24 protein-coding genes and 1 tRNA gene are annotated in these 23,530 nt (G+C 71.2%); 9 read left to right on the forward strand and 16 right to left on the reverse strand.

Translation table 11 applies throughout. The annotated features are described in order from the left end of the window. Nucleotides 1-11 precede the first annotated feature (11 nt). Nucleotides 12-1,220: a winged helix-turn-helix domain-containing protein gene (locus tag ACFVTX_RS02890; RefSeq protein ID WP_386897869.1), complete on the forward strand. Its 1,209-nt coding sequence runs from the start codon at nucleotides 12-14 to the stop codon at nucleotides 1,218-1,220. Here the strand turns inward: ACFVTX_RS02890 and ACFVTX_RS02895 are convergent. Both ACFVTX_RS02895 and ACFVTX_RS02900 read right to left on the reverse strand, forming a co-directional pair. After that, the gene (locus tag ACFVTX_RS02895; RefSeq protein WP_386897871.1) at nucleotides 1,217-2,092 is read right to left on the reverse strand and encodes a M48 family metalloprotease; all 876 of its coding nucleotides are present in this window, start codon (nucleotides 2,090-2,092) and stop codon (nucleotides 1,217-1,219) included. The genes ACFVTX_RS02890 and ACFVTX_RS02895 overlap by 4 nt on opposite strands. A 14-nt stretch (nucleotides 2,093-2,106) precedes the next feature. Then, the gene (locus ACFVTX_RS02900) at nucleotides 2,107-2,673 is read right to left on the reverse strand and encodes a LemA family protein (RefSeq protein ID WP_386897873.1); all 567 of its coding nucleotides are present in this window, start codon (nucleotides 2,671-2,673) and stop codon (nucleotides 2,107-2,109) included. A gap of 131 nt (nucleotides 2,674-2,804) precedes the next feature. On the opposite strand from ACFVTX_RS02900, the gene ACFVTX_RS02905 reads away from it, so the two are divergent. Genes ACFVTX_RS02905 through ACFVTX_RS02915 form a run of 3 tightly spaced genes read left to right on the forward strand, consistent with a single transcriptional unit; the run spans nucleotide 2,805 to nucleotide 5,000 of the window. Then, nucleotides 2,805-3,446, forward strand: a complete 642-nt coding sequence (locus ACFVTX_RS02905; RefSeq protein WP_386897875.1) for a TetR family transcriptional regulator — start codon at nucleotides 2,805-2,807, stop codon at nucleotides 3,444-3,446. Between the two features lie 31 nt (nucleotides 3,447-3,477). After that, nucleotides 3,478-4,269, forward strand: a complete 792-nt coding sequence (locus tag ACFVTX_RS02910; protein ID WP_386897877.1) for an ABC transporter ATP-binding protein — start codon at nucleotides 3,478-3,480, stop codon at nucleotides 4,267-4,269. Beyond that, the gene (locus ACFVTX_RS02915; RefSeq protein WP_386897879.1) at nucleotides 4,266-5,000 is read left to right on the forward strand and encodes an ABC transporter permease; all 735 of its coding nucleotides are present in this window, start codon (nucleotides 4,266-4,268) and stop codon (nucleotides 4,998-5,000) included. Before ACFVTX_RS02910 ends, ACFVTX_RS02915 begins: the two co-directional genes overlap by 4 nt. A 63-nt stretch (nucleotides 5,001-5,063) precedes the next feature. Here ACFVTX_RS02915 and ACFVTX_RS02920 read toward each other — a convergent pair whose 3' ends face one another. Genes ACFVTX_RS02920 through ACFVTX_RS02935 form a run of 4 tightly spaced genes read right to left on the reverse strand, consistent with a single transcriptional unit; the run spans nucleotide 5,064 to nucleotide 9,530 of the window. Continuing rightward, nucleotides 5,064-6,392 (reverse strand): D-arabinono-1,4-lactone oxidase, encoded by a 1,329-nt coding sequence (locus tag ACFVTX_RS02920; RefSeq protein WP_386897881.1) that lies wholly within the window; start codon nucleotides 6,390-6,392, stop codon nucleotides 5,064-5,066. Then, nucleotides 6,389-7,639 (reverse strand): alanine racemase, encoded by a 1,251-nt coding sequence (locus ACFVTX_RS02925; RefSeq protein WP_386897883.1) that lies wholly within the window; start codon nucleotides 7,637-7,639, stop codon nucleotides 6,389-6,391. The genes ACFVTX_RS02920 and ACFVTX_RS02925 overlap by 4 nt, the downstream gene beginning before the upstream one ends. Next, nucleotides 7,636-8,937, reverse strand: a complete 1,302-nt coding sequence (locus ACFVTX_RS02930; protein ID WP_386897885.1) for an MFS transporter — start codon at nucleotides 8,935-8,937, stop codon at nucleotides 7,636-7,638. Before ACFVTX_RS02930 ends, ACFVTX_RS02925 begins: the two co-directional genes overlap by 4 nt. After that, nucleotides 8,934-9,530, reverse strand: coding sequence for a TetR/AcrR family transcriptional regulator (locus ACFVTX_RS02935; protein WP_386897887.1), 597 nt, complete (start codon nucleotides 9,528-9,530; stop codon nucleotides 8,934-8,936). Before ACFVTX_RS02935 ends, ACFVTX_RS02930 begins: the two co-directional genes overlap by 4 nt. Before the next feature lie 108 nt (nucleotides 9,531-9,638). Between ACFVTX_RS02935 and ACFVTX_RS02940 the strand changes: the two genes are divergently transcribed. Beyond that, nucleotides 9,639-10,565: a Ppx/GppA phosphatase family protein gene (locus ACFVTX_RS02940; protein ID WP_386897889.1), complete on the forward strand. Its 927-nt coding sequence runs from the start codon at nucleotides 9,639-9,641 to the stop codon at nucleotides 10,563-10,565. Nucleotides 10,566-10,656: 91 nt separating this feature from the next. On the opposite strand, the gene ACFVTX_RS02945 is transcribed toward ACFVTX_RS02940, so the two are convergent. The 8 genes from ACFVTX_RS02945 to hisS form a co-directional block, all read right to left on the reverse strand. Continuing rightward, nucleotides 10,657-11,052, reverse strand: coding sequence for an SHOCT domain-containing protein (locus ACFVTX_RS02945; protein WP_386897891.1), 396 nt, complete (start codon nucleotides 11,050-11,052; stop codon nucleotides 10,657-10,659). 152 nt (nucleotides 11,053-11,204) lie between these two features. Continuing rightward, nucleotides 11,205-11,278, reverse strand: a tRNA-Leu gene (locus tag ACFVTX_RS02950). Between the two features lie 75 nt (nucleotides 11,279-11,353). Next, nucleotides 11,354-12,745: an NAD(P)/FAD-dependent oxidoreductase gene (locus ACFVTX_RS02955; RefSeq protein WP_386897893.1), complete on the reverse strand. Its 1,392-nt coding sequence runs from the start codon at nucleotides 12,743-12,745 to the stop codon at nucleotides 11,354-11,356. A gap of 47 nt (nucleotides 12,746-12,792) precedes the next feature. Beyond that, complete coding sequence (locus ACFVTX_RS02960; RefSeq protein WP_386897894.1) at nucleotides 12,793-14,079, reverse strand: S8 family serine peptidase; 1,287 nt, start codon at nucleotides 14,077-14,079, stop codon at nucleotides 12,793-12,795. Continuing rightward, nucleotides 14,076-14,597 carry a DUF501 domain-containing protein gene (locus ACFVTX_RS02965; RefSeq protein ID WP_386897896.1) on the reverse strand — a complete coding sequence of 174 codons (522 nt, stop codon included), beginning with the start codon at nucleotides 14,595-14,597 and terminating at the stop codon, nucleotides 14,076-14,078. Before ACFVTX_RS02965 ends, ACFVTX_RS02960 begins: the two co-directional genes overlap by 4 nt. After that, complete coding sequence (locus ACFVTX_RS02970) at nucleotides 14,594-15,298, reverse strand: septum formation initiator family protein (protein WP_386897897.1); 705 nt, start codon at nucleotides 15,296-15,298, stop codon at nucleotides 14,594-14,596. The genes ACFVTX_RS02965 and ACFVTX_RS02970 overlap by 4 nt, the downstream gene beginning before the upstream one ends. An 81-nt stretch (nucleotides 15,299-15,379) precedes the next feature. Next, nucleotides 15,380-16,660 (reverse strand): phosphopyruvate hydratase, encoded by a 1,281-nt coding sequence (gene eno, locus ACFVTX_RS02975; RefSeq protein ID WP_376947243.1) that lies wholly within the window; start codon nucleotides 16,658-16,660, stop codon nucleotides 15,380-15,382. A gap of 174 nt (nucleotides 16,661-16,834) precedes the next feature. Beyond that, on the reverse strand, nucleotides 16,835-18,103 hold the full coding sequence (gene hisS, locus ACFVTX_RS02980) for a histidine--tRNA ligase (RefSeq protein ID WP_386897900.1): 1,269 nt from the start codon (nucleotides 18,101-18,103) through the stop codon (nucleotides 16,835-16,837). A 69-nt stretch (nucleotides 18,104-18,172) separates the two neighbouring features. On the opposite strand from hisS, the gene ACFVTX_RS02985 reads away from it, so the two are divergent. Both ACFVTX_RS02985 and ACFVTX_RS02990 read left to right on the forward strand, forming a co-directional pair. Then, complete coding sequence (locus ACFVTX_RS02985) at nucleotides 18,173-19,135, forward strand: ABC transporter ATP-binding protein (RefSeq protein WP_386897901.1); 963 nt, start codon at nucleotides 18,173-18,175, stop codon at nucleotides 19,133-19,135. Further along, on the forward strand, nucleotides 19,132-20,223 hold the full coding sequence (locus ACFVTX_RS02990; protein WP_386897903.1) for an ABC transporter permease: 1,092 nt from the start codon (nucleotides 19,132-19,134) through the stop codon (nucleotides 20,221-20,223). Before ACFVTX_RS02985 ends, ACFVTX_RS02990 begins: the two co-directional genes overlap by 4 nt. An 81-nt stretch (nucleotides 20,224-20,304) precedes the next feature. On the opposite strand, the gene ACFVTX_RS02995 is transcribed toward ACFVTX_RS02990, so the two are convergent. Further along, entirely contained in the window at nucleotides 20,305-21,000 is a 696-nt protein-coding gene (locus ACFVTX_RS02995) for a MazG family protein (protein ID WP_386897905.1), read from the reverse strand. A 71-nt stretch (nucleotides 21,001-21,071) separates the two neighbouring features. Beyond that, nucleotides 21,072-21,743, reverse strand: a complete 672-nt coding sequence (locus ACFVTX_RS03000) for a LysE family transporter (protein WP_386897907.1) — start codon at nucleotides 21,741-21,743, stop codon at nucleotides 21,072-21,074. Between the two features lie 210 nt (nucleotides 21,744-21,953). On the opposite strand from ACFVTX_RS03000, the gene ACFVTX_RS03005 reads away from it, so the two are divergent. Both ACFVTX_RS03005 and ACFVTX_RS03010 read left to right on the forward strand, forming a co-directional pair. Beyond that, nucleotides 21,954-23,153: a Na+/H+ antiporter NhaA gene (locus ACFVTX_RS03005; protein WP_386897909.1), complete on the forward strand. Its 1,200-nt coding sequence runs from the start codon at nucleotides 21,954-21,956 to the stop codon at nucleotides 23,151-23,153. Continuing rightward, entirely contained in the window at nucleotides 23,150-23,479 is a 330-nt protein-coding gene (locus ACFVTX_RS03010) for a hypothetical protein (protein WP_386897911.1), read from the forward strand. Before ACFVTX_RS03005 ends, ACFVTX_RS03010 begins: the two co-directional genes overlap by 4 nt. Nucleotides 23,480-23,530: the final 51 nt, after the last annotated feature.

Below are 23,530 nucleotides of genomic sequence, written 5' to 3' on the forward strand. Positions count from 1 at the left end.
TCGGATGCATCATGGTCGACGTCGTCAGTCCCGCTCTCGCCCGCCGCATCGCCCTCGCAGCGCAGGGTTTCGCCCGGCCGCATCCCTCGGCGGCGGGCACCCGCGCCCTGAACGGGGTGGTCGACCGGCTCGGCCTCCTGCAGATCGACTCGGTCAACGTGTTCGAGCGCAGCCACTACCTGCCCGCGTTCAGCCGCGTCGGGCACTACGATCGGGCCGCGCTCGACCGCATCACCACCGGTCATCGGGGCCGCATGGTCGAGTACTGGGCGCACCAGGCGGCGTACATCCCGCGCGAGCTGTGGCCGCTGTTCGAGTTCCGTCGCGAGGAGTACCGGCGCGCGGGGCACGACTGGGGCGGCTGGGTCGCCGAGCAGCGCGACCTCGCGGTGTGGCTTCGGGCCGAGCTCGCGGAGAACGGGCCGATGCGGGCGAGCGAGATCGAGCACGACGCGAACGAGCGGCGCGGCCCCTGGTGGGGCTGGTCCGACGTCAAGCGCACGCTCGAGATGATGTTCCGCACGGGCGACGTCGTGTGCGTCGACCGGGTGCGCTTCGAGCGGGTGTACGCCCTGCCCGAGCAGGCGCTGCCCGCCGACCTCCTCGGCACCGCCCCGGCCGAGGCCGACGCGGTGCGCGAGCTCGTCGAACGTGCGGCCGCAGCGCAGGGCATCGCGACCGAGGCCGACCTCGCCGACTACTGGCGGATGAAGCGTGCGCCGGTGCGGCAGGCCGTCGCCGAACTCGTCGACGCCGGCGTGCTGCTGCCCGTCGAGGTCCCGGGCTGGCAGACGGGCTCGCGCCCGACACCCGCCTGGCTGCACCGCGACGCGCGCAAGCCCCGTCGCATCGATGCCACGGCGCTGCTCTCGCCGTTCGACCCGGTCGTGTGGTTCCGCCCGCGCACCGAGCGGCTCTTCGACTTCCACTACCGCATCGAGATCTACACGCCCGAGCCCGACCGCAAGTTCGGCTACTACTCGCTGCCGGTGCTCCTCGACGACCGCGTCGTGGGCCGCATCGACCTCAAGAGCGACCGCAAGGCGCGCACCCTGCGGGTGCAGTCCGCGTGGGCCGAGCCAGGTGCGCCCGCCGAGACGGCGGCGCGCCTCGTGCCGGTGCTGCGGCGCGCGGCGGCGTGGCAGGGGCTCGACGAGGTGGTCGTGGCGGGCCGGGGCGACCTCTCCCCCGCGCTTGCGAGCGAGCTGGCCGCAGCTTAGAAGCTGCCGCCCATCTTCTCGAGCCGCTCGATGCGGTCGGCGATCGGCGGGTGGGTGGCGAAGAGGCGGTCCATGACGCCGGGCTTCAGCGGGTCGGCGATCCAGAGGTGCGCCATCGACGAGTTCTGGCGTTGCATGGGCCGGCCGTAGGCGTCGAGCTTCGCGAGGGCTCGGGCCAGCGCGTCGGGGTGACGGGTGGTCATCGCGCCCGTGGCATCCGCCAGGTATTCGCGCTGTCGCGACACCGCGAGTTGCACGAGGCTCGCGACGAGCGGGGCGATGAGCATCGCGACGAGCCCGAAGATCATGACGATGGGGTTGCCGTTGTTGTTGTTCCGGCCGAAGAACGCCATGCGCACGAGCATGTCGGAGATGAACCCGACGGCCACCACGAGGCCGAACACGACCATCGAGAGCCGGATGTCGTAGTTGCGCACGTGCCCGAGCTCGTGCGCCATGACGCCCTCGAGTTCGGCGTCGTCCATGATCTCGAGGAGGCCGGTGGTCGCGGCGACGACGGCGTGCTCGGGGTCGCGCCCGGTGGCGAAGGCGTTCGGCGCCGGGTCGGAGACGACGAAGACGCGAGGCATCGGCGTGCCGGTCGCGATCGAGAGGTTCTCGACGGTGCGCCAGAGGCGCGGGTGCTCGGCCTTCGAGGTGATCTCGACGGCGCCCGACATCGACAGCGCCTGCCGGTCGGCCGTGAAGTACTGGATGAGGGCGTAGCCGGTCGCGACGACGAGCGTCACGATCACGATCGTCAGGTCGTTGTAGATGGCGGCGGCGAGCCAGCCGAGCCCGCCGATGATGGCGAGGAAGAACAGGATGATGAAGACGGTGTTGCGTTTGTTCTTGGCGATCGCGCGGTACAACGACGTCCCTTAGATCAGAACTGGACGCGCGGCGGCTCGGCGATCGCCGCCGGCTCGGTGACCTCGAAGAAGTCGCGCTCGTGGAACCCGAGGCCGCGCACGAACAGCGTGTTCGGGAACACCTTGATCTTCGTGTTGAGCTCGCGCACCCCGCCGTTGTAGAAGCGGCGCGACGCCTGGATCTTGTCTTCGGTGTCGACCAGCTCGGACTGCAGCTGCAGGAAGTTCTGGCTGGCCTGCAGCTGCGGGTACGCCTCGGCGACGGCGAAGATCGACTTCAGCGCCTGCTGCATGTGGTTCTCGGCGGCACCGGCCTGCGCGGGGCCCTGCGCCTGCAGGGTCTCGGCGCGCGCCTGGGTGACCGACTCGAAGACGCTCTTCTCGTGCGCGGCGTAGCCCTTGACGGCCTCGATGAGGTTCGGGATCAGGTCGGCACGGCGCTTCAGCTGCACCGTGATGTCGCTCCACGCCTCATCGACGCGAACGTTCAGCGTGACGAGCGAGTTGTAGGTGGCCCACAGGTAGATGCCGATGATGAGCACGAGTGCGACGACGATGAGGACGGGAATGAGCCATTCCATGGCGCGGACTCCTAGTGCGTTCGGCTGTGATTCTGAGGCTCTGCAATCCTACCGAGCGCCCTTCTCCGCGGCGTCCGTTCCCATGAGACTCGGAGGAACCGCGGTGGATGCTCCGGGGTTAGGCTCAGACTGTGACGGAGCGCTCCACCCCGCGACGCCCCGGTCGTCCGCGCGGCGCGGAGCAGGGCGACCTGCGGGCACGGATCCTCGCCGCGGCGACGGCCGAGTTCGGCGAGCGCGGCTACGAAGCCGCCTCGATGCGGGCGATCGCGCGCCGAGCGGGCGTCGACCCGGCGCTCGTCCACCACTACTTCGACGACAAGCAGCGGCTCGTCGCCGAGGTCGTCGAGGTCCCGCTCCGGCCCGACCGGCTGGTGCGCACCGCGCTCGACGGACCGATCGACGAACTCGGCGCGCGGCTGGTGCGCGCCGTCCTCACCGCATGGGACTCGCCCGCCGTCCGCCCGGCCGCCGTCGCGGCCCTCCGCTCGGCGATCGGGCACGGCCCGGTCGCCCGCATGCTGCGGGAGTTCCTGCGCGGCGAGATCATGCACCGGATCGCCGTGCGGCTCGCCGACGGCGACCTCGACGAGGCGGCCGCCGCCGACGCCGAGCTTCGCGCCGAGCTCGCGGCATCCCAACTCGTCGGGGTGATCATGGTGCGGTACGTGCTCGAGTTCGAACCCCTCGCTTCGCTCCCGGTCGACGAACTCGTCGCACGCGTCGGGCCGGCCGTGCAGTGGCACCTGACCGGTCGTCCCCCGGGGGCTTGACAGGCCTCTGGCGCAGCGAGATATTCAGCACATGCTGAATACTCCGGATGCTCCGGCACCTCAGCCGGGCGCGACCGCCGCGATCATCGCGGAGGACCTCCATGTCGATCGCGGGGGAACGCCCGTGCTCGAGGGGCTCTCGCTCGCGGTGCCGAGCGGCATGATCGTCGGGCTGCTCGGCCCGAGCGGCAGCGGCAAGACCACGCTAATGCGCTCCATCGTGGGCGTGCAGGTCGTGAAGTCGGGCACCATCGACGTGCTCGGTCGACCCGCCGGCAGCAGGGAGCTCCGCCACCGGGTGTCGTACGTCACCCAGCAGGCGAGCGTCTACGACGACCTCACAGTCCGGCAGAACCTGAGCTACTTCCGTCGGGTGCTGGGCGCACCGGCCAGCGACGTCGATCGCGTCATCGAGCGGACCGACCTCGGATCGGTCGAGCATCGCCTCGTGGGCGCGCTCTCGGGCGGCCAGCGCAGCAGGGTCTCACTCGCGGCGGCGCTGCTCGGCAGCCCCGAGCTGCTCGTGCTCGACGAGCCGACGGTCGGCCTCGACCCCGTGCTGCGGGTCGAGCTCTGGAACATGTTCCGCACCCTCGCCGACGAGGGGGTCACCCTCCTCGTGTCGAGCCATGTGATGGACGAGGCGAAGCGCTGCGATCGCCTCCTGCTCATGCGCGACGGGGCACTGCTCGCCGACGACACCGTGCGCGGCGTGCTCGAGGTGACCGGCACCGACGACGTCGAGACGGCGTTCCTCCGGCTCATCGAGCGCGGCGAGCCCGATCTCCGTCCGCGCGACGCCGACGAGGAGGCATCCCGATGAACCTCACCCGGACCTTCGCCACCGCAGGCCGCGTGCTCGGGCAGATCAGGCACGATCACCGCACCATCGCGCTCCTGCTCGTCGTCCCGAGCCTCCTGATCGGCCTCGTCGCGTGGATCTTCGTCGACACCGACGTGTTCGCCGACATCGGCCCGGCGATGATCGCGCTGTTCCCGTTCATCGTGATGTTCCTCGTCACGAGCATCGCGACCCTGCGCGAACGTCGCAGCGGCACCCTCGAACGGCTGCTGTCGATGCCGCTCGGCAAGGGCGACTTCATCCTCGGCTACGCGCTCGCGTTCGGGTTGCTCGCGGTCGCGCAGACCGCGATCGCCGTGTCGTTCGCGGTGTGGGTGTGCGGCCTCGAGATCGAGGGCTCCATCTGGCTGCTCTTCGCCGTGGCGGTCGCCGACGCCCTGCTCGGCACCGCGCTCGGGCTCCTCGCGAGCGCGTTCGCGCGCACCGAGTTCCAGGTCGTGCAGTTCATGCCCTTGCTCGTCTTCCCGCAGATCCTGCTCGGCGGCATCTTCATCCCGACCGATCAACTGCCCGAGGCGCTCGAGGCGATCAGCTCCTGGCTCCCGCTCACCTTCGCGATCGATGCGCTGCAGGCGGTCGCCGCCGACAGCGAGTCGGCCGCGTGGATCACGGCGAAGCTCCTCGTGATCGCGGCGTGGATCGTCGGGTGCATCGTGCTCGGCTCGATCACGCTGCGGCGTCGCACGCCCTGAGACGAGCAGGGGCGGATGCCACGGGCTCCGCCCCGCCCGTGCCGTGCGACCCGCTCGTGCTCGTCAGGCCGTGACGCGCACCCCGTCGAGCACCCGCTCGAGGTAGGGGTTCTGGAAGCGACGCTCTGGGTCGAGCTCGTCCCGCACGGCGAGGAAGTCGTCGAAGCGCGGGTACACCCGGCTGAGCGACTCCGCGGTCTGCGTGTGCATCTTGCCCCAGTGCGGGCGGCCCTCGTGGGCGCGCATGATGTCCTCGACGGCGGAGAAGTACTCGCGCTCGTCCTCGCGGAAGTAGCGGTGCACGGCGATGTAGCCCGACTCGCGGCCGTGCGCGGTCGAGAGCCAGTTGTCGTCGGCGGCCGCGGCGCGCACCTCGATCGGGAAGCTCACCCGCCAGCCCTTGCGCTCGATGAGGGCGCGCACCTCGCGGAACGCCTCGGGCACCGCCGCAAGCGGGATCGCGTACTCCATCTCGCGGAACCGCACGGTGCGGTTCGTGATGAAGACCGACGGCGAGAAGTCGGCGAAGTCGCGGTCGCCCGTGAACTTGTCGACCTGCCTGGCGAAGAAGGGCGTGGTGGCGGGCGCCAGCCGGCCCAGGGCGCAGATGCCCCGGTACAGGCCGTTCGCGAGCACTTCGTCGTCGACCCAGCGCGAGATCCGGCCGAGGGGGTTTCGCGGGGCATCGCCCGGCAGGCGGGTGTTCGTCTTCGTGAGCGCCTGCTCGGTGTGCGGGAACCAGTAGAACTCGAAGTGGTCGGCGCCGCGCACCCGGCCCATCCAGTCGTCGAGCACCTTGTCGAGCGGTTCGGGCTTCTCGACCGCGTGCAGCACGTAGCGCGGCACGAGCTGCAGCGTGAGCTCGACGATGACGCCGAGGGCGCCGAGGCCGAGGCGCACGGCCGGGAGCAGTTCGGGCCGTTCGGTCTCGCTCACGGTGATGAGCTCCCCCGTGCCGGTCACGAGCTTCGCCGCGACGATCTGGGTCGCGAGTCCGCCGAATCCGAGGCCGGTGCCGTGGGTGCCCGTCGAGGTCGCGCCCGAGATCGTCTGCCGGTCGATGTCGCCCATGTTCGGCAGCGCGAGACCGTAGGGTGCGAGCAGCCCGGGCAACTGGTGCAGGCGGGTGCCGGCCGCGAGCGTGACCCGGCCGGTCTCGACGTCGGCGTGGATGACGCCCGAGAGCGAGGTGAGGTCGAGCTGCACGCCCGGCGCCACCGCGATGCCCGTGAAGCTGTGGCCCGAACCGACCGGCTTGATGCGGAGATCGCTCGCGGCGGCCGCGGCGACCGCGCGCTGCACGGCCTCGGGCGAATCGGGTCGCTCGACCCGAATCGGGCGCACCTGTTCGGTGCGGCCCCAGTTGCGCCACGTTGCTCCGGTCGCGGTCACAGGAACGCCTGCCCTTCTCCCCGATACGTCGGGATCATCGCCACGGTCTCGTCGCCGTCGACGACGGCGAACTCGTTCAGGTGCTCGGCGAGCTCACCCGACTTCGTGTGCCGGAACCACACCCGGTCGCCGACGCCCATGCGTCGCGCTGCGCGCCCCGAGACGGGGGTCTGCACCTCGCCGGCCATCTCGCGCGGTTCCATCGTGAGCCCCTCGGGCCAGACGATGCGCGGCAGCCGGTCGGGCGCGGGCGGGCCGGAGGCGATCCAGCCGCCGCCGAGGATCGTGGCGTGCGCCGCGCTCGGGCGGCGCACCACGTCGAGGGCGAAGGCCGCGGCCGGCGCCGGGGTGAAGTGCTCGTAGCCGTCGAAGAGGTGCCCGCCGAACAGCCCCGAACCCGCCGCGATCTCGGTGATCGCGGGGTCGGCCGAGGTGCGTTCGAGCGAACCGGTGCCGCCGCCGTTGACGAACTCGAGTTCGGCGTGCTCGCGCACCGCAGCGACCGCGCGGGCGCGGCGTTCGAGGAGCTCGGGCATCGACCGCGACTGCATCCACCGGTTCACGGCGCCGTCGACGGGGCGTCCGGCCGGCCGGTTCACGACGCCCGCGATCTGCGCCTCGTACGACATCATGCCGACCAGTTCGAACCCGGGGCGCCGCACGATGTACGCGGCGAGCGCGCCCGCGTCGGCCGGGGCGTGCACCGGGGAGCGCCGGACGCCGAGATGGCCGAGCACCGGGGCGTCCCACGAGGCATCCAGTTCGAGGCAGACGCGGATCGTCTCGCGCTTGCCGGGCGGGAGCACCGAATCGATGAGGTCGAGCTGCGCGGGCGAGTCGACCATGAGCGTGACGCGCGCCGCGAAGTCGGGGTCGGTCGCGAGGCGGCGGAGGCTCGCCTTCTCGGCCGTCGGGTAGCCGACGACGACGTCGTCGACCGTGTCGGCGAGCCACAGCGCCTCGGCGAGCGTGTAGGCGAGCACGCCGCGGTACCCGGGCATCGCGAGCAGCGACTCGATGACGCTGCGCACCCGCACCGACTTCGAGGCCACGCGGATCGGAGTGCCGTTCGCGCGCTGGAGCATGTCGAGCGCGTTGTGCCGCAGGGCGCCGAGGTGCAGCGCGCCGACGGGGGCGTCGAGGTGCGTGGTCGCGGCGGTGAGGCGCGGCCAGTACTCGGCGGGTGTGCTCCACGTCTTCGCGTCGCGCTCGACGCTGCCGGTCATGCGCAGTTCGAGGAGGTTCATCGCACGCTCCGCACCCGCGCGACGGCGAACGCCCCGGCGGTCGAGAGCGCCGCACCGAGCAGGAACACGAGCACGAACGATCCCGACACGACGACCGCGGCCGCCCCGATCATCGGTGCGATGGCCTGCGGCACGGCGGAGGCGATGTTCATGATGCCGAGGTCCTTTCCGCGCGACGCGGCGTCGGGCAGCACCTGCGTCGCGAGCGCCTGGTCGACCGAGAGGAAGCAGCCGTAGCCGAGCCCGAGGAGGCCGGCGCCGATCATCGCGACGGTGAGGTCGGGGAAGAGGCCGAGCATGAGCGCGGCGACGCCCTGCAGCGCCGAGGCGACGAACACGAACTGCTTGCGGCGGCCGAGCTTGTCGGAGAGCCGGCCGCCGATGAGCGAGGCGAGGATCACGAACACCATGTAGACGAGCGTCAGCACGATGAGGTCGGCCTCGGCGTTCTCGTCGTTCAGCTGGAACATGAGGAAGTACAGCAGGAGGCTCGTGCCGAGCGCGTTGCCCGTGGAGACGAGCACCCGGCTGAGCAGCGTCCACCCGAAGTCGGGGTGCTTGCGGGGGCTGATCCAGAAGCCCGAGATGATCGTGCGCAGCGTCATCGGGGTGCGCAGCGCGGGCGCGAGGGGTTCGTCGTGCCGGGTGAGGAACGGCACGGCGAGCACGACGAGGATGACGGCGAGCAGCACGTAGCCGAGCGCCGCGTCGGTGACGAGCTCGGTCACGAGCACGAGCCCGACGATGATGCCGACCGCCTGCGGCGCAGACATCCACCCCGACACGAAACCGCGCTGGTTCACCGGAACCTGGTCGGAGATCGTCGCGGTGAGCGCCGCGGTCATGATGCAGAAGCCGATGGATGCCACGACCCATGCCGTGCCGATCGCCCACATCTCGGTCTGCTGGCCGAGCGCGACGAGCGCACCGGCGAAGACGAGCGCGCCGACGAGGATCCACGGGCGACGTCGGCCGAAGCGCGAGGTCGTGCGGTCGGAGAGCGCGCCCGTCAGCGGGTAGGCGATGATCGTCGCGATCGCGGCGATACCCGAGATCGTGCCGAACGCGACGACGGAGTCGACCCAGTGCTCGGGCTGCAGCTCCGCGTCGATCTGTGCGGGCAGGAGCAGCTGCACCGGGGTGAGCTGGGCCATCCAGATGCCGAGCCACACCGTGGCGAACGAGGCGATCCACCCGGCGCCGATGCGGCGGGTCGGTTCGGCGTAGGCGGCCGGTGTGCCGGCCGTGGTGGTGGTCGCGGAGGCGCCGGGGGCGTCTGGGACGTCGGCACGCGTCATCGGGTGTCGGCCATTCTCGTGAGGGCGTCGGCGGCCGCGTGTGCGACCGCCCGGGCGGCGGCATCGTCGCGATCGACGAGCCAGGTCATGGTGAGGCCGTCGGTGAACGCGACGAGCACGCGGGCGACGCGTTCGACGGGCACCGTCCACCGGGCGCCGGCGAGTTCGGCGCCGAGCTCGAGGGTCTCCGCCGCGAGGGCGATGTACTTCGCGTACTGGGCGGCGGCCAGCGGCTGGCGTTCGGGCGAACGCAGCGCGTACTGGGTGAGCTCGAGCATCGCCTGCTCGTGCTCAGGGTCGGCCTTGAGGTGTTCGAAATAGCGCAGGATGCCGGCCTCGATGAGTTCGTGGAGGCTGAGCCCCTGGACCTCGTCCGGGGTGACGGCCTGCTGCTCGCGCGCGACGACGGTGGCGATGAGTTCGTCGATGAGCTCGTCGCGCGACTCGAACGCGTAGTGGAAGCTCGCGAGGCTCATACCGGCCTCGGCGACGATCGCCCGGGTGGTCGCCTGGGCGAGGCCCTTGCGCGAGACGACGGTGAGCGCGGCAGCGATGAGCGCTGCGCGGCGCTCCGAAGCGGAAATGCGGGCCACGATGTCCTCTCGACTCCGATGCCGACGAAGTGGGACGATCGTCCCAGTCGCATCAGTATGCATGAAAACGCTACGACATGCATGCGCGGCAGCCAGTACGCTCGCAACATGCGTCTCGGTGTTCTCGATGTCGGATCCAATACGGTGCACCTCCTGGTGGTCGACGCGCACCGCGGCGCGCGCCCCATCCCGATGACCTCGCACAAGTCGGTGCTGCGCCTCATGCGCTATCTCGACGCGGACGGCGCCATCAGCGAGGAGGGCGTCCGGGCCATCATCGACGCCGTCGGCTCAGCGGCCGCCGCCGCACGTGAGGCCGACATCGACGAGTTCCTCCCCTTCGCGACGTCCGCGATCCGCGAGGCCGCGAACGGCGAGGAGGTCCTCGCCCGCGTCGCCCGCGAGACCGGCGTCGAGCTCCAGGTCCTCCCCGGGGAGGACGAGGCGAACCTCACCTTCCTCGCGGTACGGCGCTGGTACGGCTGGTCGGCCGACAACCTCCTCCTCTTCGACATCGGCGGCGGTTCGCTCGAACTCACCCAGGGCGTCGACGAGATCCCCGAGGTCGCGAGGTCGGTGCCGCTCGGCGCCGGACGCTCGACCGTCGAATTCCTCCCCGACGACCCGCCCACCGAGGCGCAGGTCGCCCGGCTCCGCGCGCACGCCAGGGAGCTCCTCGCGGGCGAGGTCGGCGCGTTCCGCGGGCTCGCCTCCCCCGACCACGTCGTCGGCTCGTCGAAGACGATCCGCTCGCTCGCCCGGCTCGCCGGACACGTCGCCGACGGGGTCGGCTCGAGCGACCGCTACGTGCTCACCCGCCGCGGCCTCGACGACTGGACGCCGAGGCTCGCGAAGATCCCAGCCGACGCCCGCCCGGCGCTACCGGGCATCACCGCCGACCGAACCTTCCAGATCGTGGCGGGCGCCGTCGTGCTCTCCGAGGCCATGCGCGCCTTCGACGTGCGCGAACTCGAGGTGTCCCCGTGGGCGCTCCGCGAAGGGATCATCCTCCGGCGGCTCGACCACATGGACTGAGCGAGGCGAGCGCGAGGCATCTGCTCACGCGCGAAACGGCGGCCGCACAGCCCCCACTGCACGGCCGCCGTCGGTTCTCGTCGGCTGCCGCCTACCCCGCGATCGCCTTCGCCTTCAGCTGCTCGTACTCGGCTTGGTTGATCGCGCCCGAGTCGAGCAGGCGCTTCGCTGTCTCGATCTCGCTCGCCGAGGACGCTCCGCCGCCCGTGCCCGCCACCGTCCTGATGTAGTCGGCGTTCTGGGCCTGCATCTGCTGCACCTCCTGCATGCGGCGCTCCGACATGGACTTGCCACGCGCGATCAGGTAGATGAACGCCGCCAGGAACGGCAGGAACACGAGGAAGATCACCCACAGCGCCTTCGCCCACCCGTTCAGGGTGTGGTCGCGGAAGATGTCGATGATCACCGTGATGAAGATCCAGATGCACGCGACCATCACGTAGAACCAGAAGAGCCAGACCAAGAAGTCCCAGAAGCTGTTGTTCACTGCGGTGTCCTTCCCTCCACGACACGGCCATCGCGCCGTTGTGGCCGAGACTAGACCCGCGAGCGCCCGGGGCGCAGCACATTTCTCGGAGTTCGCCCACGGAGTCTGCCGACACCCGATTCTCGCCCGACACTCGTCCGGTGCTCATCCGGTGCTCCCGCTGGGATTCGAACCCAGACTCGAGCGGGTTTAAGCCGCCTGCCTCTGCCGGTTGGGCTACGGGAGCGCACGTCGTGAGACGCGGAAACGCGGCGCGCCCCGAGGGGCGACGCCGCGTTTCAGCTTAGTCAGCGGCCGACCGCTACTTGGCGGCGACGGGCTCCTTCGCCGCGGGCTTGGCGGCCTTCGCCGGCGCAGGCGCCTCGGCTGCCGGAGGCTTCGGGCGCGCGGCGAACAGCTCGAACTGGGCGCGCGGGTTCTGGACCGCCTCGAGCGAGACGATGTCGCGGCCGAGCCAGAAGTTGTTCCACCAGCCCCAGAACACGCGGAACTTGCGCTCCCAGCTGGGCATCGCGAGGCCGTGGTAGCCGCGGTGCGCGAACCAGGCGATGAGGCCCTTGATCGCGATCTTGCCCGACTGGAACACACCCGAGCCGATGCCGAGACCGGCGACCGCACCGAGGTTCTTGTGGAAGTAGTCCTTCGGCTCCTCGCCGCGGAGCACCGCGACGATGTTCTTCGCGAGGAGCTTGCCCTGACGCACCGCGTGCTGTGCGTTCGGCACGCAGTAACCGCCGACGCCGCCGCCAGAGAGGTCGGGCACGGCCGAGATGTCGCCGGCCGCCCAGGCGTCGGCGATGATCTCCTCGTCGTCGCCGACGCGGAGGTCGGCGCGGGTCTTGATGCGGCCGCGCTCCTCGACCGGCAGGTCGCTCGTGCGCACGATGGCGGGGTTCGCCATGACGCCGGCCGTCCAGACGATGAGGTCGGACTCGAAGCTCTCACCCGTCGACAGCTCGATCTTGCCGTCCTGCGCGCTCGTGAGCTGCGTGTCGAGGTGGATCTCGGCACCGCGCTGCGCGAGGTGCTTGATGACCCAGTGGCTCGTCTCGAGCGACACCTCGGGCATGATGCGGCCCATCGCCTCGATGAGGTGGAAGTGGGTCTCTTCGAACGAGAGCTGCGGGTAGTACTCGAGCAGCGAGCTCGCGAAGGAGCGGAGCTCGGCGAACACCTCGATGCCGGCGAAACCGCCGCCGACGACGGTGACGGTGAGCAGGCGCTCGCGCTCGGGGCCGGCGGGCAGCGTGGCCGCCTTGTCGAAGTTCGAGACGAGTCGGTCGCGGATCGCCACGGCCTCTTCGATCGTCTTCAGGCCGATCGCGTTGTCGGCGATGCCGGGGATCGGGAAGGTGCGCGACACGGCGCCGCCGGTGACGACGACCACGTCGTAGTCGAACTCCCACGGCTCGCCGAGCTCGGGGGTGATCGTCGCGGTCTTGGCGGCGTGGTCGATCTTCGTGACCTTCGCCGTGATGACGTTGGTCTTCTTCAGGTGGCGGCGCTGCGAGGTGACCGCGTGGCGGGCCTCGATCGAACCGGCGGCGACCTCGGGAAGGAACGGCTGGTAGGTCATGTAGGGCAGCGGGTCGACGACCGTCACCTCGGCCTCGCCGGCGCGCAGCCACTTCTCGAGCTTCCACGCCGTGTAGAACCCCGCATAACCACCGCCGACGATGAGAATCTTGGGCACGGTGAATGGACTCCTCAGTATCTGGTGATGCGGATTGATTCGTGCGATCACTGCTCGCGAATGCGCACAGTCCGCCTGGTATGCCGAGTGGCGCCGATGCCCAACAGCGTTGCTAGCGTACCAAATCCTGCGACGAGCGAGAGCGGCACCGTGATGTAGGCCAGCGTCCACGGGGTCGGGAGCAGGGTCGCCGTGCCCTCGTCGGCCGGCGGCGGCGGATCGGCGATCGGCACGATCTCGGATTCGGAGGGTTCGGTGGGCGGTTCCGTCGACGAGGCCCGTCGATGCAGGGTGATCCATTCGGCGAGGCTGCCGAGCGGATTCGCGTCGATCTCCTCCACGTCGGCGTTGAGCGCCGGCACCGGGTCGATGAGCCCGAACCCGTAGAGCGGGCTCGGCACCTCGTGCCCGTTCGGGTCGGCGGTGCGGATGACCCGGTTGATGACGTTCGCCGCGTCGAGGTCGGGGTACTCCGCACGGACCAGTGCGACGAGGCCCGACACGATCGGGGTCGCCGCGCTCGTGCCGTCCCAGATGACGACGCGGCCGTCGGGTCGGACCCCGACGAGGTCTTCGCTCGGCGCGGCGACGCCGAGGGTGATGCCCTGCGAGCTCGCGTCGAGGCTCGCGTTCCCCTCCTTGTCGACACCGGCGACGGCGAGCACCCCTGGGATCGTCGCGGGAGCCCCCACCTCGGTCGTCCCGCTGCCCCGATTGCCCGCTGCGGCGACGACGACGACGTCGTGCTCGAAGGCGTACATGAACGCGTCGTCCCAGCTCTCGGGCCAGTCGCGGGTGTTGCGGGTGAGCGACATGTTGATGACATCGGCGCCGTTGTCGACGGCCCACCGCACGCCCTCGGCGATCTGCTCGTCGTTCGTCTTCGCGGCGCCCGTCTCCTGTCCGAAGGCGACCGACACGGTCAGCAGGGATGCCTCGGGCGCGACGCCGATCACGCCGTTGCCCTCGCCCGTGCCGCGCCCGGCGAGGAGCGAGGCGACCATCGTGCCGTGCCCGCTCTCGTCGGGGTCGCCGACCGGGGTCTGCCCGTCGGGGGTGCCGAGGCCCGAGACATCCGTGCCGCCGGTGACGGCGCCGCGCAGTTCGGTGACGTTGCCGTTGACGCCCGTGTCGATGATCGCGACCGTGACGCCCTTGCCCTTGGTCGAGTTCCACGCGGTCGTGAAGCCGTAGTCGCCGAGCCAGTACTCGTAGTCGCGCACCGTGTCGGCGTGGGCCGGAGCCGCGCCCGCGAGCAGCACCGCGGCAGCCGCGACCGCGGCGGTCGCGGTCTTCGCGAGCGTCGTGGCGAGCCTGCCCCGGCGGCGGGTCACTCTGCGTCGACTCCGTAGTCGGGGCAGCGGCAGACGTTCGGCGACCAGCTCGAGCGTTCGAGCGCGAGGTCGCCGATCGGGTTGAGGCCCGGGCCCGCGGCGAGCGACTGGGCGGCGAGCGCGTGCAGGCACTTCACCCGGGTCGGCATGCCGCCGGCCGAGATGCCCTCGACCTCGGCGACGTCGCCGAACTGCGCGCGGTCGGCGAGGTACTCGCGGTGCGCCTGCTCGTAGGCGGCGCGCACCTCGTCGTCGCTCGCGAGCAGCTCGGTGCACTCGACCATGAGCTGCGCGGCCTCGAGGAACGACATCGCGGCCGTCGCACCCGGGTGCGAGAGGTAGTAGAAGGTCGGGAACGGCGTGCCGTCGGCCAGGCGCGGCGAGGTCGCGACGACGGTCGGGGCGCCGCAGACGCAGCGCGCCGCGATGCCGACGACGTTGCGGGCGGGTCGGCCGAGCTGGGCGGAGACGATGGCGAGGTCGCGCTCGGTGACCTCGTCGAACGGGGGCCGGGTCATCGCGCGCCCTCCGCTTCGGGGGCCGGAGCCGCCGGGTCGCCCGCCTCGGGGGCGAGCCCCGCGGTCATCACGGAGTCGAGCAGGGTGCGCATCCAATCGCCCTTCGATTCGGTCACTTCGGCGGAGACCTCGCGGGTCTCCTCCGTCTTCGCAGCCTGGCTGCGGTCGTCGATGACGAGGTAGCTGACCTCGCCCGGCATCACGTAGTACAGGCGCTCGCGCGCCTGCGTGACGATGAAGGTCTCATCATTCCAGCGTTCGCGCTCGTCGCGCAGACGCTGCACCTCGGTCTCCTGCGCGGCGACCGCGGCGCGCAGCTCGGCGAGCTGCGCCCGCTGCTGCGCGTAGGCCGCGACCGTCGGCGCGAGCACGACGACGGCGAGCACGAGCACTCCCAGCATGATGAGCGAGAAACCTGAGAATCGGATGCCACTGAGCCACCCCGCGCGCACGGCCGCCGTCGATTCGCCGACGACCGGCTTCGCCGAGCTGCGGGGCTTCGCTGAAGCCGTGCTCGCCTTCGCCTTCGCGGTGTTCTTCGCCTTCGCGGACTTCGCGGGCTTCGCAGACTTCGCGGGCTTCGCCGGCGAGGTCGGCGCCGAGGCATCCGGCCGTGAGCCCTGCGGTGCGCGCGAACGCGGCGTGCGCGCGCCCGCCGGATTCGCCGGTCGCCGGGGGTTGCGGGGGGAATCGTCGTTCATCGCCCCTCCTCCGACATGCCCGGCGGACGACGACGGGGGCGGCCACCCGGCCGCCCCCGTCGCTGCTGATCAGCTACGCTGTCACGCCGTGAAGCGCGGGAACGCCGTGCGACCGGCGTACACCGCGGCCTCACCGAGCTCTTCTTCGATCCTCAGAAGCTGATTGTACTTCGCGACGCGCTCCGAGCGGGCGGGCGCGCCCGTCTTGATCTGACCGCAGTTGGTCGCGACCGCGAGGTCGGCGATCGTGGTGTCCTCGGTCTCGCCCGAACGGTGCGAGAGCACCGCGGTGTAGCCCGAGCGCTGCGCGAGCGACACGGCGTCGAGGGTCTCGGTCAGGGTGCCGATCTGGTTGACCTTCACGAGGATCGAGTTGCCCGCGTGCTTCGCGATGCCGTCGGCGAGGCGCTTCGGGTTCGTGACGAACAGGTCGTCGCCGACGAGCTGGAGCTTCTGCCCGAGCTCGGCGGTGAGGGCCGTCCAGCCCTCCCAGTCGGCCTCGTCCAGGGGGTCCTCGATCGAGATGAGGGGGTACGCGGCGGCGAGCTCGGCGTAGTACGCGCTCATCTCGGCCGAGGTGCGGTCCTTGCCCTCGAAGCGGTAGACGCCGTTCTCGAAGAACTCGGATGCGGCGACGTCGAGGCCGAGCGCGATGTCGGTGCCGAGCGTGAAGCCGGCCTTCTCAACGGCCTCCGAGATGAAGTCGAGCGCGGCGCGGTTGTGCTCGAAGTCGGGGGCGAAGCCGCCCTCGTCGCCGAGGCCCGTCGAGAGGCCCTTCGACTTCAGCAGGCTCTTCAGCGAGTGGTAGGTCTCGACGCCCCAGCGGAGGCCCTCGGAGTACGTCGGCGCGCCGATCGGCAGCACCATGAACTCCTGGATGTCGACGCCGGTGTCGGCGTGCGCGCCGCCGTTGATGATGTTCATCATCGGCACGGGCAGCACGTGCGCGTTCGGGCCGCCGAGGTAGCGGAAGAGCGGCAGGTCGGCGGCGTCGGCGGCCGCCTTCGCGACGGCGAGCGAGACGCCGAGGATGGCGTTCGCGCCGAGCGCGCTCTTGTTGTCGGTGCCGTCGGCCTCGATGAGCGCGGCGTCGACGAGGCGCTGGTCGCTCGCGTCGAGGTCTTCGATGGCCGGGCCGAGCTGGTCGAGCACGGCGTCGACGGCCTTCTGCACGCCCTTGCCGAGGTAGCGGTCGGCGTCGCCGTCGCGCAGCTCGTAGGCCTCGAATGCGCCGGTCGAGGCGCCCGAGGGCACCGCCGCGCGGGCCAGGGTGCCGTCGTCGAGCAGCACCTCCACCTCGACGGTCGGGTTGCCGCGCGAATCGAGAATCTCGCGCGCGCCTACAGCTTCGATGAATGCCACAGTGGACTCCTCGTGTGGTGGGGTGACTGGGTGGAAGACTCCGTCGTGATCCGCGGACAAGTCTAGAGGTCGAGGATGTCTCGCGCTTGCGCCCGATCCCGACCGCGACCGGGTGGGCGAAGTTGGCGCGATCCATGCGCAGATTGACGCCGGATCACCCCTCGACGAGCGCCGCTACGCGCGGAGCTCGCGGAACTCGAGCGACGCCGCGCCCTCGGTCGCCGCGGTCACCGTCGCGAAGGCGTCGAAGCCGTCGGCGGTCACCCGGTCGAGCAGCGCCCGGAAGTTCTTCACGCGGCGTTCGAGACGAACGCGGGTTCCGGATGCCACGAGCTCGGCCTTGAGGGCGAGCAGGCGCCCCTGCGGGACATCCCCGTCGTAGACGAGCACGATCGCGCGCGGGCGCGCGTCGTCGTCGATCTCGAGGAGGTCGACGATGCGCTCGAAGCCGATCGAGAAGCCGCAGGCCGGGACGTCCTGCCCGAGGAATCGGCCGATCATGCCGTCGTAGCGGCCGCCGCCGCCGAGCGAGTAGCCGAACCCGGGGTGCGCGATCTCGAAGATCGTGCCGGTGTAGTAGCCCATGCCGCGCACGAGCGTCGGGTCGAACTCGATCGACGCCTCGGGCAGCGCGGCGCGGAGCGCGAGGAGGTCGGCGTACGCGGCCTGGTCGAGCCACGCGGGCGGCGGAGCGATGCCGTCGTGGAGGTGCCAGTCGGCGGTCGTGAGCCCCCCGAGCGCGGTCGCCACGTCGACGTCGGCCGAGACGGCGCCCGTCTCGGCGAGTTCGGCGGCGACGCCCGCGACGCCGATCTTGTCGAGCTTGTCGACCGTGATGAGGGCGCGCTCGCGCAGCGCCTCGTCGACGCCCCACGAGGCGAGGATGCCCTGCAGGATGCGCCGGTCGTTGATGCGGATCGTCGTGCCCGTGAGCCCGAGCGCGTCGAGCGTCGCGACGGTCGCGGTGAGCAGTTCGAGCTCGGCGAGCTGCCCCGCCTCGCCGATGATGTCGATGTCGCACTGCACGAACTGGCGGTAGCGGCCCTTCTGCGGGCGCTCGGCGCGCCACACGGGTGCGATCTGGATCGAGCGGAACACGGGCGGCAGCGCCGCACGGTGCGTCGCGTAGAAGCGGGCGAGCGGCACGGTCAGGTCGTAGCGCAGGCCGAGGTCGGCGAGGGCGAGGGCATCGCCGGATGCCGCGGCCGCCGCGAGGTCGTCGGACGTGAGGCCGCGCTTCATCACCGCGAAGGCGAGCTTCTCGTTGTCGCCGCCGAGGCCGGCGTGCAGGCGGCTCGAGTCCTCCATCACGGGGGTTTCGATCTCGTCGAAGCCGTGCGCCGCGTAGACGCCGCGGATCACGCCGAGGGCGTGCTCGCGGCGGGCCTTCTCGGCGGGGAGGAAGTCGCGCATGCCGCGCGGAGGAGTGACGGAAGCGGCCATGCGTGCCATTCTTCCAGTTGTGCGGGTCGCCTCGGTGCGAGGCCCCGTCTCACCCGGGGAAGGGGCACGATGGCGGGCATCACGGTGCAGCAGGCCGCACGTTCGTTCGGCGAGGTGCACGCGGTCAGGCGGGCGAGCTTCGAGGTCGCGCCCGGCACGGTCGCCGGGCTCATCGGCCCGAACGGCGCCGGGAAGACGACGCTGCTCCTGATGCTCGCGACCCTGCTCGCCCCCGACACCGGGACGATCCGCGTCGCGGGGTACGACCCCGTCACCGAACCCCACCAGGTGCGGCGACGCATGGGCTGGATGCCCGACGTGCTCGGCTCCTGGCCGACGCTGTCGGTGCGCACCGCACTCGCCACGAGCGGCCGCATGTACGGGATGGGTGTCGACGAGGCATCCCGCCGTGCGCAGCAGCTCATCGACCTCGTCGACCTCGCCCCGCTCGCCGAACAGCCCACCCGGGTGCTCTCGCGAGGGCAGAAGCAGCGTCTGAGCCTCGCCCGTGCGCTCGTGCACGACCCCGAGGTGCTCCTCCTCGACGAACCGGCCTCGGGGCTCGACCCCGGCGCGCGCACGCAGCTGCGCGAACTCGTGCGCCGGCTCGCCGGCGAGGGCAAGACGATCCTCGTGTCGAGCCACGTGCTCGCCGAGCTCGAGGAGATGGCCGACACCGCGGTCTATCTCGCGGCGGGCACGACCGCCGCCCCCGAGGAGGTCGCCCGCGCGGGCCGGACCGCGCGAAGCTGGCGCATCCGATCGCTCGACGCAGAACGCCTCGCCGCGGCGCTCGCGGCCGCGGGCTTCGGGGAGGTCGCCGTCGCCGACCGCGCGGGCACCGTCGTGCCGCTCGCGAGCGAGGAGGATGCGGCGCAGCTCGTCGCGCACCTCGTCGGCTCGGGGGTGCCGATCTCCTCGTTCGCCCCGGCGGTCGGCGACCTCGAGCACGTCTTCCACGACCTCAACCGCGAGGCGCGGGCGCCCGACGGCGACGAGCACGATCCCGGCCGCGAGGGAGGCGGGGCATGAGCGGGTTCCTGCAGGGCATGTGGCTCATCGTCGTGCTCGACCTCAGGCAGCGGGTACGGGGCGTCGCCTGGTACGTGCTGCTCGGCGTGTTCGTGCTGCTCGTCACGGCGGTCACGGCGCTCGTCGTCGTCGCGACGAACGCGTGGGACACGGGCGGCGGCGGCGTGTTCTCGACGGTCGTGTTCTTCGTGCTGCTGCTTGGCACGCTCGTCTCCCCCGCGCTGAGCGGCAACGCGATCAACGGCGAGCGCGAGGCGGGCACCCTCGCGACGACGCAGGTCACCCTCGTCACGACGGCGCAGCTCGTCGTCGGCAAGTGGTTGGCGGCGTGGATGACGGCGCTCGCGTTCCTCGCGGCCTCGGTGCCGTTCCTCGTGTTCGGGGTCGTGCTCGGGCAGGTGGAGGCCTCGACGATCGCAGTGTCGCTGCTCGTGCTGGCGATCGAGGTCGGCGTGATCGCGGCGATCGGCGTCGGCCTGTCGGGTGTGCTGACGCGCCCGCTGTTCTCGGTGGTCGTCACATACCTCGTCGTCGCGGCGCTCTCGATCGGCACGGTCATCGCGTTCGCGCTCGGCGGTTTCGCGATGCAGTCGCCGACGACGCACACCTACATCAGGGTCGACTACGACCGGCTCGACGAGGACGGCACGGTGCCCGAGGGCGAGGAGGTGCCGTGCCTGCCGCCCGAGGTCTCCGAGTCCCGGACGCCGCGGTTCGACTACGTGTGGGGCGTCCTCGCGGCGAACCCGTACGTCGTCGTCGCTGACGCCGCGCCGGGAGCCTTCGACGAGCACGGCTCGCCGCGCGACCTGTTCGGCTGGATCGCGGTGGGAGTGCGCCAGGCGCAGCACGCCCCCGAGCTCGAGACCGTGTACGACGAGTGCACGGAGTGGCGCGAGTACGGCGCGTACGGCTACACCGGCGACGTGGACTACGAGACCACCCAGGAGATCTACGACCGCTCGGTGCCGTCGTGGTTCGTCGGCCTCGCCATCCACGTGCTGCTCGGCGCGGGTGCGCTCGCGTGGGCGTGGCGGCGCACCGAGGTTCCCGCGCGGCGGCTCGCGGCAGGGAGCCGCATCGCCTGAGCCGAGCGAGGGACAAGTCGGTCGAGTAGGGAGCGAAGCGACCGTATCGAGACCACGGCGACAGGGTCTCGATACGCTGCGCTACTCGACCGGCGAGGGCTGCTCGGTGCGGCGCACCTCGGCCTCGAACTCGCGCACGGCGGCGCGCAGCGCGCGCTCGGCGTCGAGGCCCTGTGCACGGGCGGATGCCACGAGCCCGAACAGCTGCCGGCCGAGCTCCTCCTCCGTGGCGGGTGCGACGACGGCGTGTTCCGCGGGCGTCGGCCACGGGGCATCCGACGCCGCCACCCCCGCGTTCTCGGCCTTGCCGAGCACCTTGCGCGCGAGCGCGAGCGCCGGCATGCCGCGCGGGACCCCGTCGAGCACGCTCGTGCGATGCGGCTTCTCGTCGGCCTTCAGGTCCTCCCAGAAGGCGACGACGTCGTCGGCGGTCTCGGCCTCGCGGTCGCCGAAGACGTGCGGATGCCGCGACACCATCTTGGCCGTCATGTGCCGGGCGACGTCGTCGATGTCGAAGCGCTCGTCGCCTGTGTGCGCGGCGATGTCGGCGTGGAAGAGCACCTGGTAGAGCACGTCGCCGAGCTCTTCGAGCATCTCGGCGCGGTCACCCGCCTCGATCGCGTCGATGAGCTCCCAGCACTCCTCGACGAGGTACTGCACGAGCGACTCGTGGGTCTGGTCGGCGTCCCACGGGCACCCGCCGGGGGCGCGCAGCAGGGCGACGGTGGCGACGAGCTCGTCGAGGCCGGGGTGGGGTGCTGGCTGCGGTGCGCTCATACCGGCAGCCTAGGCGGCGGCCCCGACCGCCGCACGAAGCCGCAGTGCTCGGTGGCTCGGCTCTCGTCGGTTCAGTGCACGAGGGCGAGCAACAGGCCCACGCCGATGAACAGCACGCCGAAGACGGTGTTCATGACGCGCTGCCCCCGCACGGATCGGGTGAAGCGGCGCATGCCGTGCGCGGCGAGCGCGAAGAAGCCCCACATGACGATCACGTCGACCGCGATCACCGTCGCCGCGACCACGAGGTACTGCGGCAGCAGCGGCTCGTTCGGGCGGATGAACTGCGGGAGGAAGGCGAGGAAGAACACGATCGCCTTCGGGTTCAGGAGGTTCACCCAGAGGCCCCTGCGGAACATCGACCAGCGCGACTCGGGGGCCGCGGCCGGCGCCTGCACCGAGGCATCCGCCCCGCCCGCTTCATCGCCGCCTGCGACGTCGGGCTCGTCGACCGGGCGGGGCTTCGCGATCAACTGCCGGATGCCGAGGTAGACGAGGTAGGCCGCGCCCGCATAGCGGATCACCTCGAACGCGATCGGCGAGCTCGCGACGAGGACGCCGACGCCCGCGGCGACGATGAGGATGTGCACGACGAGCGCAGCCTGCTGCCCGAGGATGCCCCAGATGGAACGCCGGAACCCGTGCGCGAGCGAGTTGCCCATCGTGTTGATCGCCCCCGCGCCCGGCGTGAAGCTGATGACGAAGCAGGCGGCGAGGAGCGTCGCCCAGAGCGAGAGGGTCACCGCTCAAGCGTAGGCGCGGCGAAGAGGTGCGCGTGCCGCCCCGTGCGCGCCCGGCGCGCGCCGCCCGATGTGCCCGGCGGCCGCCCGATAGACTCGATCGCGGAGTGCCGGGAAGTCTGGTCGGCCGGCGGGAGACCGTCGTCATCGTCCTTCGGCGTCACCTCACGGCCTCGGTCCGTACGTGCACGCGACTTCCCGAACTGGGGTCCCATGAACTTCCTCCGATCCGAGCGCTGGTCCGCGGGCCTGCTCCTCATCGCCGCGGCGCTCGGCCTGCTCCTCGCGAACACCGCCGCCGGCCCCGCGCTCATCGAGCTGAACGACACGCACCTCGACCTGTCGTGGATCGGGCTCGACCTGTCGATCGGGCACTGGATCAGCGACGGCCTCCTCGCGATCTTCTTCTTCATCGTCGCCGTCGAGCTGAAGCGCGAACTCGTCATCGGCGAGCTCAACAGCCTCTCGAAGGCACTGCTGCCCGCGATCGCCGCCGTCGGCGGGGTCGTCGTGCCCGCGCTCATCTTCATCGGCTTCACCGCCGGCACGCCGACGGTCGACGGCTGGCCCATCCCCACGGCGACCGACATCGCCTTCGCGCTCGGCGTGCTCGCCGTGTTCGGCACGTGGATCCCGACGCGCGTGCGCGTGTTCCTCCTCGCGCTCGCGGTGCTCGACGACCTCATCGCGATCCTCATCATCGCGTTCTTCTTCACGAGCGACGCCGACCTCGCCTCGATCGGCTTCGCGGGCATCGCGATCGCCCTGTTCGGGGCGGTGAGCAAGCTCCTGAAGCCGCGCTCGAACTGGATCCTCTCGCGTCGCGCGCAGTGGCCGATCATGCTGCTGCTCGTGGTGCTCGGCGTGCTCGCCTGGTACTTCACCTACCGTTCGGGCGTGCACGCGACCATCGCGGGCGTCGCCCTCGGCCTCGTCATGGCCCGGCGCCCCGGCGGCCGCGCGGTGCACGCCCTCGAGCCCTGGTCGAACGGCGTGATCCTGCCGCTGTTCGCGTTCTCGGCGGCGATGGTCGCCATCCCGCAGGTGCAGCCGAGCGAGCTCGACCCGGCGTTCTGGGGCATCCTCGTGGGCCTGCCCGTCGGCAAGATCATCGGCATCATGCTCGCCGGCGGCATCGGCGGGCTCATCGCGCGACGCCGCTCGGGCACCCCGCTCACGATGGGCGACCTGCTCATCGTCGGCGCGCTCGGCGGCATCGGCTTCACCGTGTCACTGCTGATGAACGAGCTCGCCTTCGCCGGGCTCCCCGAGGTCGCCGACGAGGGCACCCTCGCCGTGCTGCTCGGCTCGGGCATTGCGATCGTCGTGTCCGGCGTGCTCGTCAGCGTCCGTTCGGCGCAGTACCGACGAAGCGGGGCGCAGGCCGGGCCGGGCGGGGCGTTCTCGCGATGAGCGGGCAGCAGACGCCCGGCGGCGAGCACGCCGAGGGATTCGACCCCGCCGCCCGTCATCTCACTGCGGCGCTGCACGAACGGCGACTCCGTGGCATCCGCAAGGCCGTGCACCTGATGCTCCTCGTCGGCGGCGAGGCGACCGGTCTCGGCGGGCCCTCCATCGCCGACCTCATCGTGACGCGCACCGACACCGGAGCCCCCGTCATCCGCACGAGCGCAGGCAGCCTCGAGGAGGCCGATGCGCTGCTCCGGCAGATCAACGACGACCTCGAGGCGCTCACCGTCGAGGAGTTCCTCGCCGAGTGGGGGCACCTGAAGCCCTGAGGCCCGCCACACCATCGGAGATCGCCGCAACCTCGGTCGCATCGGCACCGA

It is taken from the genome of Agromyces sp. NPDC058136, assembly GCF_042884375.1.
Lineage (GTDB): Bacteria > Actinomycetota > Actinomycetes > Actinomycetales > Microbacteriaceae > Agromyces.